Consider the following 17361-nt stretch of genomic DNA (forward strand, 5'->3'; position numbering starts at 1 on the left):
GTATCATTATATGATGATATCTATTTTGTCTTTGTTAAAAACAAAGTTTATTGATTAACATCTTGCTTGTTCAGTTTTCAAGGTTCATATCATGTCGTTATCTTAACGACTCATTTATTATATCATCATAACGTTTGATTGTCAACAACTTTTTAAAAGTTATATTCAATTAAGTTATACTAGATATAACTTGTTGTCTCTTAACGACTTTAATATCATATCATATTAACTAATTGATGTCAATATAAATATTATATTAATAAAGTAAAAAATACATATTGCAATCAAATCAGCAACCTATTTAATATATCACATGACTACATTTATTACAAGCCTATAGAAAAAAATAATTAAAACCCGCTAAACATGCAACTAGTATTACTCCCGGGATTCCTAAAACTCCAACAATAAGGATTGAGGCAAAGTTCACCGGAATCCATAACCCTATATAACCCGCTCCATAAGAAAGTACATATAACACGCAGAATGCCAGCGTAATACGGAAAGCGACATTTGAAAATAGCTCTAGAATGTTCCGCACACCCTTTGGTTTACTAATGATCCAATAAAAAACAAACAGTATCCCCATCAAGCTAATTATAAGCTTGGCCATATTAATCACACTCCATTAATATATGTTGTAACTGATATATATGACAAGGATACTATCTGTCATTCGTTATTTAATTAAAATTTTACGGATGCGAGCTTCTTTAAATAAGTAAAAATGCTTGCTTTCAGCAATTTTCCGTTGAGCAATAATATTTAAATCATAATCAACCATTAAATTCTCAATATTTTGTGTGCGTTGCCATTCCTCTTTTGTATGGCGCATTAGCTGAACAAGCTTATCATCATATTCCTTACGTAGCTTTTGTTTTCGAAAAAACATTTCTTCATGCACCCCATTCTACAATTCGCGTCTACCTTCTAACGCTCTTGATAAAGTCACCTCATCCGCATATTCTAAATCTCCACCCACAGGTAAACCATGCGCAATACGTGTTGTACGAATTCCAGATGGCTTAACAAGACGAGAAATATACATAGCAGTAGCTTCACCCTCGATTGTGGGGTTGGTTGCTAATATCAATTCTTGAACTTCTTCATTTTGTAATCTTTTTAATAAAGATGGAACATTAATATCTTCTGGTCCGATACCATCCATTGGGGATATGGCACCTTGCAATACGTGATATAAGCCATGATAATCGCGCATTTTCTCCATCGCAATAACATCTTTTGTATCTTGTACAACACAAATCGTTGAACGATCACGTTGTGGATCTTGACAAATATGACATGGATCTATATCTGTAATATTGCCGCAAACTGAGCAATAACTTAAATTACGTTTTGCATCTACTAGAGCTTTTGCAAAGTTAAGCACTGTATCTTCTTGCATCGTTAACACAAAAAACGCCAGTCGGGACGCTGTTTTCGGCCCGATACCTGGCAATTTCATAAAACTATCGATTAGTTTGGATATTGGTTCAGGATAATGCATCCTAATTCCTCCTAGAATCCAGGAAGGTTCATTCCTTTAGTGAATTGGCCCATTGTTTCATTTGTTGTTTCATCTACTTTAGAAATTGCAGCGTTTGTAGCAATTATGATCATGTCTTGTAATAATTCTACATCTTCTGGATCTACAACATCTGGATTAATAAGAACCTCTTGTACTTGTTTTTGACCATTCATTATTACTTTCACAAGGCCATTACTAGCAGTACCTTCAAATGTTTGTACAGCAAGCTCTTCTTGTGCTTGCATCATTTTCTTTTGCATTTTTTGCATCTGTTTCATCATATTATTCATGTTACCCATTCCACGCATTTTAAAATTCCTCCTAATATTAATTTACTCTTCTATCTTCACAAAATCTTTGCCAAATAACTTTTCAGCTTCTGAAACTAATGGATCTTCTGAGGATTGTTGTTCTTCAACTAAAATAGATTGTACAACCTCAGATGTTTGTTCGCCAACTGTTTCTTCATGTTCACTCTTTCTATCCATATTATGGTGTTGGATAAAATCAGTTCTAATCTTTTGCCAACTATTTTCCGGTACAAATACAATGTCGTATATTTTACCAGTAACTCCGGCCATATATTGGACAAAGTTAGAAACTAATTCTTTGTTATCTGCGGCCATTTGGCAATGGATCTCATACTTGAATTTTATCACAAAAGCACTTTCAGATGCCGCTACCGGTTCTGAATCTTCTAATAAAGCTGACTGTGATTTTGGTAATTGATGAAGCACGTCTACCCAAGCATTTTTAACCGTTTGAATATCGCGTTTTGTAGCTACCTTCAAAACTTCCTGTATTCGTCCAACAGGAACATTAAATTTACTAGTAAGTTTCGCATGCTGTCTTTGTTTAGGGGGTGCTTGTTGTTGAACAACATGATCGCCTTGTTGCATTTGATGAACCAATGTTTCTAAAACTGTGAGTTTTGATTGTAACTCAGCAACTTCCGGTATACTCACGTCACTAAAAGTACCTGTATTTGTAGGTATCACAGATTGTGATTGAGACATTTTCAACAATGCTGTTTCCAAATATACTTTTGAATGTAAAGATAGACGCATCTCCTGCTGTGTTTTCGAAAGAATATCGATATAGCTATACAATGTATCCATCGAAAAATTATTAGCTAACGATTTAAATTTCTCATCTGTAGTTGCCAATTCAAGTAGATCACCTAAATCAGGTGCTGTTTGAATTAACAACAAGTCTCTAAAGAATGTAATAAGATCTTCAGAAAGGCGAACGGCATCTTTTCCTTCATCCATTAACTGTTCAAGCATAGCTAATACTTTTGCTACATCCTTATCAGCTAAACTTTGTGCCAGCTCATAAAATATATCCTGGCTAATAGAGCCAGTTACAAAAAGTGCATCATCCAGTGTTAACGATTCACCACTAAATGACACTACCTGATCCAACATACTCAAGGCATCACGCATACCACCGGCTGCTGATTTTGCGATGACTTTCAATGCTTGTTCATCATACGGTAATGCAATATCTTCTAGAACAATCTTCATACGTTCTAATATATCGTTAGACGATAGCCTTTTAAAATCAAATCTTTGACATCTTGAAATGATTGTAGCAGGTATTTTATGAGGCTCAGTTGTTGCTAATATGAAAACAACATGGGCTGGAGGTTCCTCTAACGTTTTCAGTAATGCATTAAACGCGCTTGTTGAAAGCATATGAACTTCATCAATAATATAAACCTTATAACGTGCACTTGCCGGAGCAAATCGAACCTTTTCTATTATTTCACGCATCTCTTCAACTTTTGAATTAGAGGCTGCATCAAATTCAATAACATCTGGATGGGACCCATTTGTAATGCTTTTACATGTAGCACATTCATTACACGGTTCATCAGTTGGTGCATGTTCACAATTTAAAGCTTTTGCAAAAATTTTCGCAGTACTTGTCTTCCCTGTACCACGTGGGCCAGAAAATAGGTACGCATGAGTTGTTTTGTCGGCTAGGAGAGCATTTTGAAGTGTTCGTTTTACATGAGACTGCCCTGACATTTCTCTAAATGATTGCGGGCGATAAACTCGATAAAAAGCTTGATATGCCAACGTTATTCTCTCCTTTCTGCCATAACAGTTTAATACAAATATTATAGCATAAGCTCGGATGATTAGCCTTTATTTGTATATGTATAAAAAAGAAAAAACTCACTTACCTAAAAGGCAAGTGAGTTTGGAATTTACACAGTCAATGCCGTGCACCTTTCCTCGACAGCCGTACATAAGCGTTACTCTTGTCGTTAGCTCAGATTAGGCTACCCCGCGGCACATGAGTGAGACCACTTAATGCTGCTTCCTTCCGGACCTGACATGGTTCATGGGGACTCATTGCGCAGGACCCAATCGTCAACGCTACGTGCAAGAGGCAGACCAAACATACGGACAGCCTCAAAAAGGAATTCAGTCTCGCTAAAGCGGATTGCGAGTTACAGGACACCGCTACCTTCCCACCTAGCACGGCATCTATTAGTATACGAACTTCTACTAAAAAAATCAACTAAAATACGTGATTTCATTAAAATGAACTATTATAAAAAGAAGTGTATCCATTAATAACGTTTTTTCAAACCTTAATTAACCGAAAGTTCTTTCGGTCATTCATAGAAAAATATAAAGGCCTAATTTAGATTAAAAAATTTTTTAAAACTGTTGACTAACAAAATAAATAATGATAAAGTATATTTTGTCAGTAAGACAACAAAACAATTTGGAGGAATACCCAAGTCTGGCTGAAGGGATCGGTCTTGAAAACCGACAGGCGGGTCAAACCGCGCGGGGGTTCGAATCCCTCTTCCTCCTCCATTATTTTTATAAAAACACGCGCATATTGAGATTGTATTCGTTGCATATTGTAACGAATTTTTCTTTTTATAATTTAATCTGAAAATTTCAAACAAACTATATAGTTTGTTTTTTTATTTTGACCTCTATTAGCTGTAAATATGCCCCAGCTGTAACCTCCAACTAGTTAGAAAGAATAGACTTCAGGTTATAAGAAAAATGGCGGTCTTTAAAATATATGAAGGTTCATTTATTATTTCTCCGAATAATCTTCAGCAATTCTTCTGGATTTTGAACAATGAATATACTTTCATATTGTTCCTGTAACATAAAACCCTCATTCACCATATATTCAAGCTGTAATTTTAAAAGTCGATAATACTCATTTATATTATATAGACATACCATTTTTTGGTGCTGACCAATTTGTGATAATGTCACCACATCAAAAAACTCGTCCATAGTCCCTGCTCCACCCGGTAAAGCAATTAATAGGTCAGCTAATTCAAGCATTTTACACTTACGTTCATGCATTGTACTTACATAATGTAGTTCTGTTATTTGCCCATGAGTAACTTCTTTCCATTGCAAAAAATTCGGCATAACCCCTATAACTTTACCGTTGTTTTCAAGTACTGCATTTGCAACTATTCCCATAAGACCTTGGTTAGAACCGCCATAAACAATATCCAAATCATTTTTTGCCAAAAATGCACCTAATTCTTTTGCCTTTTCTGCATAAATTGGGTTATTTCCTGTTTTTGAACCGCAATAAATAGCAACACGCATACTATCCCCCATCATCCGTTATTATTCTAAATTTTATATGACTACTTATATCATATATTGGACCAAATAAGAAACTATAAAATGAATTGTTACATGCTGTTGCCTTTATGATTTCTACTTAATTTCTTAAAACTGTTTAGTTAATAGATGTAATATCCTAATCACGTATGCTGCCAATGTCTTTTTACTGATATAAAAAAACTGTTTGGGAAGTTACTTCTAATAGCTTCCAAAACAGTTCTAAATTTATTATCTTCTACGTAGATGAGATGTTTGTTCCATAAAATGACCAATTCGTTCTAAAATAATTTCGATTGTATCTGGATTTTTCATTAAATCATAATCATTAATATCTAAACGAAGTACTGGGCAAGCATTAAAATTATCAATCCAATTTTCATAGCGATTGTGCATTTCATACCAGTATTCTTTATCTGTTTGTTGTTCCATCGGACGTCCACGTTCTACGATACGACCAATAATATCATCAATCGGGCCTTCAAGATATATTAGTAAGTCAGGGTGTGGGAAATATGGTGTCATTACCATTGCATCAAATAAATTTGTATATGTTTCATAATCAGTCGGGCTCATCGTCCCTTTATCAAAGTGCATTTTTGCGAAAATGCCTGTATCTTCATAAATCGAACGATCTTGGATAAAGCCTCCGCCATACTCAAATATACGTTTTTGTTCTTTAAAGCGTTCAGCAAGGAAATAAATTTGTAAATGGAAACTCCATTTACTAAAATCATCATAAAATTTATCTAAGTATGGATTTGTGTCTACTTTTTCAAAAGAAGTACGAAAGTTTAATGCTTTCGCTAATGCATTTGTCATCGTAGATTTTCCCACACCTACTGTTCCTGCTATTGTAATAACGGCATTTGATGGAATACCGTATTTCTCTCTTAAATTCATGCCTTAAAGCTCCTTTTTTCTAACGTTTCCTCTACTGTATTTAATATTTTTTGTAGATCTGTATCATTGTGTACAAAATCCATATCATCCCCATTAAAATGAATGACAAGGATATCTGGATGTTCTTGTTCAAAAGCACTTATAAATTCATGATAGTCCGCTACTAATTGTTCCATATATTCTCTAGAGATCATTTTCTCGAATTCTCGACCTCTCATTGCAATACGTTTCATCAATGTATCTACACTTGCATAAAGATAGATTACTACATTCGGTTTAATCATATCTTCTGTTAAAATTCGATAAATTTTCTCATATTTATAAAATTCTAATGATGGTAATGTACGTTTTGCAAAAATCAGGTTTTTAAAAATATGGTAATCAGCCACTACTGGTTGGTCATTAGCTAAAATATATTCTTTAATATCATTTAATTGCTTATATCGATTACACAAAAAGAACATTTCCGTTTGAAAACTCCATTCATCAATATCTTCATAGAATTTATCTAAAAATGGGTTTTCATCTACAATTTCCTTTAATAAATGAAAATTAAATGTCTCGGAAATTATTTTAGAAAGTGACGTCTTTCCAACACCAATAGGCCCTTCTACCGTGATAAACGGCACAGGCATTAGAAATCCCCCTTTGTTTACTTTTTAGTCAATGTCTATAATTCTAACACAGTAGAAAAATGTTGGACAGTAGGAAAACAGTTTATCATAAAGACGTTCTATAATTAAATAATTATTACTAGAATCTAATAAACACTATGTTCCTTCTATGCCAAGTAGTATAAATAAAGGATTAATTAGAATTGAATCGAGCATTCAATTCTAAAACACTTTACTACAATATTATCTCCCATAAAAAAGAAGAGACCTGACGATAATCGTCAAGTCTCTTAATTCACAATTATACGATATGTTCCACATGAAACATTTGTTGTAAGAGCGCCCAATTTTGTGGAAAAGAAAAACCGAGATGCCAATAAGCAATACCCTTTAATCCTAATCTCTGCAATAATTTGAACTTTGCCTCTATAGATCTAGCATCTTCAAACCAAACGACATGTTCCACTCCATCTTTCCAATAGTGAAAAAATGGTGCTTGTGCAACTTCATCGTATGAAATTGCCGCATTGTTTTGCCTTGCAAGATCAATGGCATACTGTGCACTAACAGCAACAGCATTAGGGTTACCTACCTTATATGGCAACTTCCAATCATAACCGTATAAATTCTGCCCCATCATAATTTTATTAGCTGGAATATCCTTTACTGCATATTCAAGAACTTGTGTTACTGGGGTAATAGGTGATACAGCCATTGGTGGTCCACCGCTATATCCCCATTCATACGTCATTATGACAACAAAATCTACTACTTCTCCAATTGCTTTATAATCGTGCCCCTCATACCATTTTCCAGGCTGATTAGCACTAGTTTTAGGGGCTAGTGCTGCTGAAATTGTTAATCCTTCAGGATGAGCTTTTGAAGCTAACCTTTTTAGAAAATCTACATATTTTTCCTTATCTTCTGGAGGTAAGTATTCAAAATCTACATGAATGTCTTTTGCATTATGTTGTTTTGCCTCCTTTATCGCTGCTCCAATGATTAAATCTTGCAAATTGGTATCCATAAAAATTTCATGCGCTAATGTATCGCTAAATGCACCATTTTCTATATTAGTGAGTACAACTGCAGAAGCTGTTCTATTGGCTGCTGCAACTTCTTCTAAATCTCCCCAATTGAGAGAAGTCAATGTACCATCCCTCTTTACTTCATATGCAAATGGCATCATATAAGTAAGTAATGGACCTCTTTTACTTAATTCCTGTGAGAGTCGTGCTGGTACCTCATTCGTATACCACTCTACATATGCATTTGTAGCAATTGCTTTACGATTTGGATTTGGCGTTTCAGGTAAAACGAGCGTTTGTCCGACTACCAGTACATCTGGATTCGATAATTCATTCAATGCAACTATTGTTGCAACTGTTGTATTATAATCCCTTGCAATTTTATATAAACTATCTCCCTGTTTTACAACGTATATCAAAGAAATCCCCCTCTATATATACATGATGACTAATCATATGCCACTAACTTGAAAATCATGCTAAACTATTTGGCAAGGAGAGTGTGAAAATGAACAAAGATCATCAATTTATGCAAATTGCACTTGAAGAGGCACAGCAAGCAGCTGAACTAGGGGAAGTTCCAATTGGTGCAATTATTGTCTATCGAGATGAAATAATTGCACGTGCACATAATTTAAGGGAAAATTCTCAAAATGCTGTAACACATGCTGAACTAATGGCTATTCAACATGCCTGTGATGTTATAGGAAGTTGGCGTTTAGAAGAAACAACGCTATACGTTACATTAGAGCCTTGTCCAATGTGTTCGGGTGCTATTTTACAATCTCGAATACCACGCGTCGTATATGGAGCTCGTGATTTAAAAGCTGGCTGTGTCGACTCGCTCTACCATCTTTTAAACGACAGTCGTTTCAATCATGAGTGTGAAGTAACAGAAGGAGTCATGGCTGAAGAGTGCAGTGCGATGCTAACAAATTTTTTTAAAGCTTTACGTATACGAAAAAAAGAAGAGAAAAGACTCCGTAAACAAACAGAAGGAAATTAAAAAAACATATAAAAAAGGCCACCCAAAATGAATAAATCATTTTAGGCAGCCTATTTACTATTATTTAGATAGTGCTGGAATTACTTCTATTCCACCCATATATGGTACAAGTACTTCTGGTATTTTTACACTTCCATCAGCTTGTTGATAGTTTTCCAAAATAGCTGCTACAGTACGACCGATGGCAAGACCTGATCCGTTTAAAGTGTGGACATACTCAGGTTTTGCACCTGGTTCGCGACGGAAGCGGATATTTGCACGACGAGCTTGGAAGTCTTCAAAGTTTGAGCAAGAAGAAATTTCACGATACATGTTTTGTGCTGGTATCCAAACTTCTAAGTCATATTTTTTAGCTGCTGTAAATCCAAGATCAGCTGTACACATTTTAAGTTTACGGTATGGCAAACCTAACAATTGAAGAACTTCCTCTGCATGACCAGTAAGTTTTTCTAATTCGTCATAAGAATCTTCTGGTTTTACAAAACGAACAAGTTCCACTTTATTGAATTGGTGTTGACGGATTAAACCACGTGTATCACGTCCAGCAGAACCTGCTTCAGAACGGAAACAAGCACTAAAAGCAGTAAATGCTTGAGGAAGTTTTGCACCATCAAGAATTTCATCACGATAATAGTTTGTTACAGGTACTTCAGCAGTTGGAATTAAGAAATAATCCGGTTTTTCAACTAAAAATGCATCTTCCTCAAATTTTGGAAGTTGACCTGTACCAGTTAAACTTGCACGGTTTGCCATGTATGGAGGTAGCATTTCTTCATAACCATGTTTGTCAGCATGTAAGTCCATCATAAAGTTCCAAAGAGCACGTTCAAGACGAGCACCTAAACCTCTATAAAACGTAAAGCGACTACCTGTTACTTTACCTGCACGATCAAAATCTATAATTCCAAGTTCTGGTCCAAGATCCCAATGTGCTTTAATTTCAAAATCAAATGTTGGTACTTCTCCCCATTTATATACTTCTTCGTTATCATCTTCAGAATCACCAACAGGTACACTTTCATGTGGGATATTTGGAAGGCGCATCATCATATCATTAAACTTAGCTTCAACTTCGTTCAATTCTTCATCTAATTTTTTTATTTCTTCCCCAACTTCACGCATACGAGCAATATCTGCATCTGCATTTTCTTTGTTACGTTTCTTTTGCGCAATTGCTTCAGAAGCTTTATTACGTTCTGCTTTTAAAACCTCTGTTTTTGCAATTAAATCACGGCGTTGTTGATCCCATTCTTCAAAGTGATCAATTGTACCAAGGTCTTCATTACGATGGGCTAATTTTTCTTTGATTTCCGCATAGTTTGCGCGGACACGTTTAATGTCTAACATATTTATTCCTCCAGTTGTATATTCGATTTTAGAGAAGTAGTTTAAAAAATAAAAACAAAAAAGCCCTCATCCCCTGAAAGGGACGAGAGCATACCCGCGTTGCCACCCTAATTGAATAGACATTGTCATGTCTACTCCTCTTGTTTCATAACGGCTTAGAACCGGCTACAGCTTACTAAAAGTTCAACTGAGCAACTCCAGGACGGATTCACAAGTGCCTTTATCGACTTCCACCAACCGTCGACTCTCTAAAAAAAACATACTTGTTACTACTTCCTATCATCGTGATAAATTTTAAGTTACCCATACTTTACAATACATTCTTAAGTTGCGCAAGTATTGAACGCTTACTTTCCTCCACCATATGAACAAAATATTCTATTATACGCGTATCTTCTGCTAATTCCGGATGAAAAGAGCATCCGAGATATTGACCATCACGTGCGAGTACTATTCGCCCTTCATATTCACCCAAAATTTCTACATTTGCACCGACTCGAACAATATGAGGCGCACGAATAAAGATAGCAGGAAAACCATTACCTATTCCTTTTAAATCTAACAATGCTTCAAAACTATTTATTTGACGTCCAAATGAATTCCGCTTAACTTCTACATTCATTGCACCTATATGTGTCTTATTCTCATCTATAATTTTATTAGCAAGGAGGATTAAACCCGCACATGTACCAAACATCGGCTTACCAGATAAAGAGAAACGCTGTAATGCGGGCATTAAGTCATCATAATCAATGAGCTTTCTCATAGCTGTACTTTCCCCACCTGGTATTACAAGACCATCTATATCCTGTAATTCCTCTTGATGTTTCACCTCTATAGCTGTCGCACCAACTGCTTCAATTGCGTTAAAATGTTCTCGTACAGCTCCTTGTAAAGCCAATACTCCGATTTTAACCATATTACCATCCTCGCTCCTGCATACGATCTTGTTGTGAAAGTTTTGATATATCCATTCCTTTCATTGGTATACCAAGGTCCTTTGATACTTCAGCGATTAACTTATAATCTTGATAATTTGTTGTAGCTTCTACAATTGCACGAGCAAACTTCTCTGGATTTTCAGATTTAAAAATCCCCGAACCAACAAATACCCCATCTGCACCTAACTCCATCATTAATGCAGCATCTGCAGGAGTCGCTATACCACCCGCAGCAAAATTTACCACCGGTAAACGTCCTAAACGATTTATTTCAAGTAAAACTTCAAAAGGTGCTCCTAACATTTTTGCCTCGGTCATTAACTCATCTTTTGCCATGTTCGCCACCTTACGAACCTGTGCATGGACTTTTCGAATATGTCGGACAGCTTCAACAATATTGCCAGTTCCAGGTTCTCCTTTTGTTCGTAACATAGATGCCCCCTCACCTATACGACGTGCAGCCTCCCCTAAATCGCGGCAACCACAAACAAACGGTACAGTATATTCACTTTTTAATAAATGAAATTCTTCATCTGCTGGTGTTAACACTTCACTCTCATCTATATAATCGACGCCCATTGATTCAAGCACACGTGCCTCTACTTTATGTCCAATGCGTACTTTTGCCATCACTGGAATTGATACAGCATCCATTACCTCCTCAACTATACGAGGATCTGCCATTCGTGCTACTCCACCGGCAGAGCGGATATCAGATGGGACACGTTCTAATGCCATGACTGCTACTGCGCCTGCAGCCTCTGCAATTTTAGCCTGCTCTGCATTAATAACGTCCATGATAACGCCACCCTTTTGCATCTCTGCCATTCCCCTTTTTACTCGTTCAGTACCTGTTTGAATAACCATTCCATTCCCTCCCAAAAACTAGTATGCTATTAGTATATTGAAAATTGACCATAACAAAAGATTCAGTTATTCGATTTTTAAAATGGTCAGTTAGGGGTGATATGATGGATATGTTAATGATTCAATTAGAAAAGGATTCCGCAACACCGCTTTATGAACAACTGTACGAGGAAATAAAGAAAGGAATTATCGAAGGGACAATCGCTGTTCAAACCAAGCTCCCATCTAAAAGAAAGCTCTCAGAATTTTTATCAATTAGCCAAACAACTGTAGAACTAGCATATGCACAATTAATAGCAGAAGGATATATTACTTCTAAATCACGGGTTGGTTTTTTCGTTGAAGCAATCGAAGAATTAGCTTACGTAGAAAAGACAACTTCTCAACAAATGATTAAAACTACTAAAAAGCCCAAAATCCTAATTGACTTTAACCCGGGGAAAATTGATACATCTTCTTTTCCTTTTACTACATGGCGTAAGTATGCAAAAGATGCTATTGATGACCATAAACAAGATTTGTTACTAATAGGTTCCCCTCAAGGTGAACAAGAATTACGCGAACAAATTGCAAGTTATTTATATCAATCAAGGGGTGTTTTATGCTCACCAGAACAGATCGTTATAGGTTCCGGTACCGAACAGCTCTTGCCAATGATTATAAAACTATTAGGAGAGGATAATCTATATGCAATTGAAAATCCAGGTTATGCCTTAACACATCATATTTTTTCTCAATACAATCAAAGTGTAATTCCAATCGACGTAGATGAAGATGGCATGCAAATACAACAATTAGAAGGATCAAGTGCTAAAGTTGCTTATGTTACCCCATCTCATCAGTTTCCTACAGGAGCAGTTCTTTCTGCATCGCGAAGAGCTCAACTTTTAAATTGGGCTGCACAAGAGGAAGAACGATATATTATAGAGGATGACTATGATAGCGAATTCCGTTATATAGGAAAGCCAATTGCCTCTTTACAAGGAATGGATCATCGAGGAAAAGTTATATATATTAGTACTTTTTCAAAATCACTTATGCCATCTTTACGTATTGCATACTTTGTATTACCCGAAAAATTACTAACTCGATACCATGATATATTCACATACTATACATCTACCGTTCCTCGTTTTGAACAACATATGCTAACCCAATTTATGAAGGATGGCTATTTTTCAAAACACTTGAATCGTATGCGTAAAATTTACAGAAAAAAATTAGAAAAACTCACACAAGCTCTAGATCCATATGCCCCAACAGTTTCTATTTCCGGTGAGCAAGCCGGTATGCATGTTGTATTAACTGTAAGGAAAGAGATGAGTGCTACGGACTTGAGCAACATTGCACTACAACAAGGAATAAGGATTATACCTATCAAAGAGTACATGATTGCACCTACAGCTCAAAATCGAGAAGACCAATTTTTACTAGGGTTCGGAGGAATAGAAGAGGCTGAAATTACAAATACCATTCAAAAATTAATGGATTGTTGGAGAATTAGACGCACTGCAGATTAAATTAAGACTACAAAAACCAATCTTAGACTAAGAGCGCTTGATATTCATTAAATTTCCTAACTAAAATAGAATCTTACTTTATCATTTATAATATAAACAAAAGGGACCGGTTGTAAAACCAGTCCCTTTTGTTTATATTATTTAAAATAATCCTGAGAAGAATGCGCCAATTTTTTTAAGTGTAAGAGAGAACCATCCTACCTTTTCGGCAGTAACAGCAGTCACTACATCTGCACCGCTCACTGAGCCATCTATAAATCCATAATCTTTACCAGATTTTTTGTCAATTTGAACGTGTCCAACAACAGTTCCTTTTTTCGCCGGAGCATTCAATGACTCTTTATCTAGCACAAGTTTAGCTTGATAATCATCTACTTCGCTTGTTTTAACCATCATGGAAATTGAATCTTTTGTAGCTATCTTAACATTTTTTTCTTTACCATTTTTAACTGCTATTGATCTTTGTTTTTTAAATGTATAGCCAGCTGGCACGATTTCTTCAGTTGTAAATTGGCCAAAGCCATAATCAAATAGTTGACGAGCTGCTTTAAAACGAGCTATATGTGCTGCACCTTCTGCATGCATTACAACCGCAATTAGACGTGTACCATTGCGTTTTGCAGTACCTGTGAAACATTGTCCAGCATAATCCGTAGTACCTGTTTTAAGTCCATCTACGCCTTCATACTCAGATACAAGACCTGGCAACATAAAGTTCCAGTTATCCATTTTAATCGCATCATCTGTTCCTTCACGGAATGTTTTTCTAGGAATGCTTGAAGTTTTTAAAACCTCTGGATGATCTTTTAATAAATGATATGCAAGACGAGCAACTGATTTTGCTGGCATTTTATTTTCATCACTAGCTGATGTACCCTTTGGTTGCATACCTTGTAATTGTGCATTGTTAAGGCCTGTAGCATTTACAAAGTGATAACCCTTTAAACCAATTTCCTTAGCTTTTTTATTCATTAATGTTAAAAATTCAGTTTCAGATCCAGCAATAGTTTCGGCTATTGCAATAGTAGCAGCATTAGCAGAATAAATAGCCATTGCTTCATATAATTCTTTAATGGTATATTCGCCATCAGCACGTAATGGAACATTACTTAATGCGCGATCTTGAGAGATTTTGTAAGCATAATCTGAGACTTTATATTTTTGGTCCCACTTCACTTTACCATCATTTATAGCATCTAATAGAATATACTCTGTCAACATCTTTGACATACTAGCAATTCCAAGTGCCTCGTTAGCATTTTTTTCATACAAAATCTTACCAGAATCAGCGTCGATTAAAATTGCACCTTTAACATTTAACCCTAGATTATCAGTAGCGCTTGCTGTATTTCCTCCGGGTAGTAACGATACCATGCTAAACAAAAGAGCAATAGCTATCATTATACTAATTGTTTTGCTTTTTCTAGATGTCTTCACCTATTCTTACCTCCAATTATGTATAGATTTATCTCGCTCATTTTAACACAGAATATAGTGTTTCAACCATTAGATATTAAAAACACCCTTTCCGCAACATAAATAGTTACGAAAAGAGTGCTAAAGATACAAATTTAAGCTAATGAATAGTTTGGTGCTTCTTTCGTAATTTGTACATCATGTGGATGACTTTCTCTTAAACCAGCACCTGTCATACGAACAAATTGTGCTTTTTCGCGTAAATCATGAAGATCTTTTGTTCCACAATAACCCATTCCTGAACGAATACCACCAAGTAATTGATAGATAGTATCAGACAATGGTCCTTTAAATGGAAGTCTACCTTCAATACCTTCAGGAACAAGTTTTTTCGCATTCTCTTGGAAATAACGATCCTTAGAACCATTTTCCATTGCAGCAACAGAACCCATTCCTCGGTAAACTTTGAATTGACGTCCTTGGAAAATCTCAGTTTCCCCTGGCGCTTCAGATGTTCCTGCTAGTAAGCTACCTAACATAACAGCATGTCCACCAGCAGCTAGAGCTTTAACAATATCACCAGAATATTTTATACCACCATCAGCTATTATAGTTTTACCTTGACGACGTGCCTCTGTAGCACAATCATATATAGCTGTAATTTGTGGTACTCCTACACCAGCAACAACACGAGTAGTACAAATAGAACCAGGTCCAATACCAACTTTGACAACATCTGCTCCAGCTTCATATAGAGCTTTAGTAGCTTCTGCTGTTGCCACATTACCTGCAATAATGACTAAGTCAGGGTATGCAGCGCGGATATTTTTCACTTGATCAAGAACGCCTTGTGAGTGACCGTGCGCTGTATCAATAACAATTACATCAACTTGTGCCTCAACTAATTTTTGAATACGGATTAAAGAATCTTTTGTTACACCTACAGCTGCGCCAACAAGTAAACGACCATGTTGATCTTTTGCAGCATTTGGATATTCCATTACTTTCTCAATATCCTTAATAGTGATTAATCCGGTTAAAACACCATCTTCGTCAACAATAGGTAACTTTTCTATCTTGTATTGTTGTAGCATTTTTTCAGCTTCATCTAATGTAGTACCAACAGGAGCTGTGATTAAATCCTCTTTTGTCATCACTTCATCAATTTTAATAGAGTAGTCTTGAACAAATCGTAAATCGCGATTTGTAATGATGCCTACTAATTTGCGATCTTCCATATTGTTTACAATTGGAACACCTGAAATGCGGTATTTCCCCATTAAATGTTCTGCGTCAAATACTTGATGAGAAGGTGTTAAGAAAAACGGATTTGTAATTACACCATTTTCAGATCGTTTAACTTTTTCAACTTGTTCAGCTTGTTCTTCAATACTCATGTTTTTATGAATGATACCTAAGCCGCCTTGACGAGCCATTGCGATTGCCATTGTTGCTTCAGTTACTGTATCCATCCCTGCACTGATAATAGGGATATTCAATTTAATCTTTGATGTTAAATTAACTGATAAATCTACTTCCTTAGGTAATACTTCAGAATGTGCTGGCACAAGTAGTACATCATCAAATGTTAAACCCTCTTTGGCAAATTTCGTTTCCCACATTTCTTAAACTCCTCCTATAAAAAATATATTAATTGTAAGGTTAACAACGTATGCGTTTACTTGTCAAGGAATCTAAGATAAGTAAGATTATTTAGATTTTTCTCACAATAAAGATTTAATGTCATTTTCTATTTTAGAAGGTGATGTTTGTGGAGCATATCTAGCCACTACATTTCCATTCCCATCAATTAGGAACTTTGTGAAATTCCATTTTATTCCTTCCGTTAGCAATCCTTTCTTTTGTGAGACAAGAAACTTAAACAAAGGTGACGCATTTTCACCCTTTACATCTATCTTAGCAAACATTGGAAATTCAACGTTATAATTCAACTGGCAGTATGCTAACGTTTCGTCTATATTAGCAAACTCTTGATTATTAAACTGACTACACGGGAATCCTAGAATAGTAAATCCTTTATCTTGATACTTTTCGTAGAGATCTTGTAATTCTTTAAATTGTGGTGTAAAGCCACATTTACTTGCCGTATTAACAATTAACATTGGATTTCCTTTGAACTGTTGTAAATCCTGTTTCTCTCCATTCGTTTTCTCAACAATAAAATCGTAGACACTTGTCATTCTCTTTCCTCCTTCTAATATTCGTCCTATCCTTTTGGCTTTGTTTTAATACATATACTTTTGGAATTTTTCCTTAAGTAAGAAGAAGATACTTATAAAAATAGAGTGCAAGTCCTCTAGTTGAAAGTAAAATATTAAATATCTCGTATTTTAGTAACACAAAGCTCTTATTATAAAAGTATTCTTTTAATATTTTCTCTACAACACATAAAGAAAATTTCATCATCTTTTTTAAAAGTTTGTTTGTAAATAATATTCCAGTAATATTTTGTATAAAAAAAGCGCAACTGAATAAACAGTTGCGCTTTTAGTGTGCCTAGCAACGACCTACTCTCGCAGGGGGACAGCCCCCAACTACCATTGGCGC

The 17361-nt window shown here is 35.6% G+C and carries 18 protein-coding genes, 1 tRNA gene, 1 other RNA gene and 1 other annotated feature; of the genes, 3 read left to right on the forward strand and 17 right to left on the reverse strand.

The window, feature by feature from the left end; translation table 11 throughout:
- Positions 1-334: 334 nt before the first annotated feature.
- From D1606_RS19370 to ffs, 6 genes are all read right to left on the reverse strand, one after another.
- Positions 335-613 carry a pro-sigmaK processing inhibitor BofA family protein gene (locus tag D1606_RS19370; protein WP_119416969.1) on the reverse strand — a complete coding sequence of 93 codons (279 nt, stop codon included), beginning with the start codon at positions 611-613 and terminating at the stop codon, positions 335-337.
- Positions 614-679: 66 nt separating this feature from the next.
- Entirely contained in the window at positions 680-892 is a 213-nt protein-coding gene (locus D1606_RS15755; protein WP_119416970.1) for a YaaL family protein, read from the reverse strand.
- Positions 893-910: 18 nt separating this feature from the next.
- Positions 911-1507, reverse strand: coding sequence for a recombination mediator RecR (gene recR, locus D1606_RS15760; protein ID WP_119416971.1), 597 nt, complete (start codon positions 1505-1507; stop codon positions 911-913).
- 11 nt (positions 1508-1518) lie between these two features.
- Positions 1519-1836, reverse strand: a complete 318-nt coding sequence (locus tag D1606_RS15765; protein ID WP_119416972.1) for a YbaB/EbfC family nucleoid-associated protein — start codon at positions 1834-1836, stop codon at positions 1519-1521.
- A 24-nt stretch (positions 1837-1860) separates the two neighbouring features.
- Complete coding sequence (gene dnaX, locus D1606_RS15770) at positions 1861-3612, reverse strand: DNA polymerase III subunit gamma/tau (RefSeq protein ID WP_119416973.1); 1752 nt, start codon at positions 3610-3612, stop codon at positions 1861-1863.
- A gap of 145 nt (positions 3613-3757) precedes the next feature.
- Positions 3758-4023, reverse strand: an RNA gene (ffs, locus tag D1606_RS15775) — signal recognition particle sRNA large type.
- 249 nt (positions 4024-4272) lie between these two features.
- Between ffs and D1606_RS15780 the strand changes: the two genes are divergently transcribed.
- A tRNA-Ser gene (locus tag D1606_RS15780) sits at positions 4273-4365 on the forward strand.
- A gap of 225 nt (positions 4366-4590) precedes the next feature.
- On the opposite strand, the gene D1606_RS15785 is transcribed toward D1606_RS15780, so the two are convergent.
- From D1606_RS15785 to D1606_RS15800, 4 genes are all read right to left on the reverse strand, one after another.
- Positions 4591-5133, reverse strand: coding sequence for an LOG family protein (locus D1606_RS15785; RefSeq protein ID WP_199670776.1), 543 nt, complete (start codon positions 5131-5133; stop codon positions 4591-4593).
- A gap of 249 nt (positions 5134-5382) precedes the next feature.
- Positions 5383-6054 carry a deoxynucleoside kinase gene (locus D1606_RS15790; protein ID WP_119416974.1) on the reverse strand — a complete coding sequence of 224 codons (672 nt, stop codon included), beginning with the start codon at positions 6052-6054 and terminating at the stop codon, positions 5383-5385.
- Complete coding sequence (locus tag D1606_RS15795; RefSeq protein WP_119416975.1) at positions 6051-6689, reverse strand: deoxynucleoside kinase; 639 nt, start codon at positions 6687-6689, stop codon at positions 6051-6053. The genes D1606_RS15790 and D1606_RS15795 overlap by 4 nt, the downstream gene beginning before the upstream one ends.
- 280 nt (positions 6690-6969) lie before the next feature.
- Positions 6970-8115: a glycosyl hydrolase family 18 protein gene (locus D1606_RS15800; RefSeq protein WP_119416976.1), complete on the reverse strand. Its 1146-nt coding sequence runs from the start codon at positions 8113-8115 to the stop codon at positions 6970-6972.
- 89 nt (positions 8116-8204) lie between these two features.
- Between D1606_RS15800 and tadA the strand changes: the two genes are divergently transcribed.
- The gene (tadA, locus tag D1606_RS15805; RefSeq protein WP_199670777.1) at positions 8205-8702 is read left to right on the forward strand and encodes a tRNA adenosine(34) deaminase TadA; all 498 of its coding nucleotides are present in this window, start codon (positions 8205-8207) and stop codon (positions 8700-8702) included.
- Between the two features lie 60 nt (positions 8703-8762).
- On the opposite strand, the gene serS is transcribed toward tadA, so the two are convergent.
- The 3 genes from serS to pdxS all read right to left on the reverse strand — a co-directional run bounded on the left by serS (position 8763) and on the right by pdxS (position 11857).
- Positions 8763-10049, reverse strand: a complete 1287-nt coding sequence (gene serS / locus D1606_RS15810) for a serine--tRNA ligase (RefSeq protein ID WP_119416978.1) — start codon at positions 10047-10049, stop codon at positions 8763-8765.
- Between the two features lie 75 nt (positions 10050-10124).
- Positions 10125-10341: a binding site (T-box leader), on the reverse strand.
- Between the two features lie 18 nt (positions 10342-10359).
- Positions 10360-10968: a pyridoxal 5'-phosphate synthase glutaminase subunit PdxT gene (gene pdxT / locus D1606_RS15815; RefSeq protein ID WP_119416979.1), complete on the reverse strand. Its 609-nt coding sequence runs from the start codon at positions 10966-10968 to the stop codon at positions 10360-10362.
- A gap of 1 nt (position 10969) precedes the next feature.
- Positions 10970-11857 (reverse strand): pyridoxal 5'-phosphate synthase lyase subunit PdxS, encoded by an 888-nt coding sequence (pdxS, locus tag D1606_RS15820; protein WP_206426831.1) that lies wholly within the window; start codon positions 11855-11857, stop codon positions 10970-10972.
- A gap of 104 nt (positions 11858-11961) precedes the next feature.
- Here pdxS and pdxR point away from each other — a divergent pair, with 104 nt between their 5' ends.
- Positions 11962-13377: a MocR-like pyridoxine biosynthesis transcription factor PdxR gene (gene pdxR, locus D1606_RS15825; RefSeq protein ID WP_119416980.1), complete on the forward strand. Its 1416-nt coding sequence runs from the start codon at positions 11962-11964 to the stop codon at positions 13375-13377.
- A 141-nt stretch (positions 13378-13518) separates the two neighbouring features.
- Here the strand turns inward: pdxR and D1606_RS15830 are convergent, their stop codons facing one another.
- The 4 genes from D1606_RS15830 to D1606_RS19145 form a co-directional block, all read right to left on the reverse strand.
- Positions 13519-14814, reverse strand: a complete 1296-nt coding sequence (locus tag D1606_RS15830) for a serine hydrolase (protein WP_369973820.1) — start codon at positions 14812-14814, stop codon at positions 13519-13521.
- 134 nt (positions 14815-14948) lie between these two features.
- A complete protein-coding gene (guaB, locus tag D1606_RS15835; RefSeq protein ID WP_119416981.1) occupies positions 14949-16415 on the reverse strand; it encodes an IMP dehydrogenase in 1467 nt (488 codons plus the stop codon).
- Between the two features lie 102 nt (positions 16416-16517).
- Positions 16518-16994 carry a glutathione peroxidase gene (locus D1606_RS15840; RefSeq protein ID WP_119416982.1) on the reverse strand — a complete coding sequence of 159 codons (477 nt, stop codon included), beginning with the start codon at positions 16992-16994 and terminating at the stop codon, positions 16518-16520.
- A gap of 170 nt (positions 16995-17164) precedes the next feature.
- On the reverse strand, positions 17165-17361 hold a 197-nt coding region (locus tag D1606_RS19145; RefSeq protein WP_233548139.1), incomplete at its 5' end, for a hypothetical protein.

Source organism: Rummeliibacillus sp. POC4 (assembly GCF_003576525.1).
Taxonomy (GTDB): domain Bacteria; phylum Bacillota; class Bacilli; order Bacillales_A; family Planococcaceae; genus Rummeliibacillus.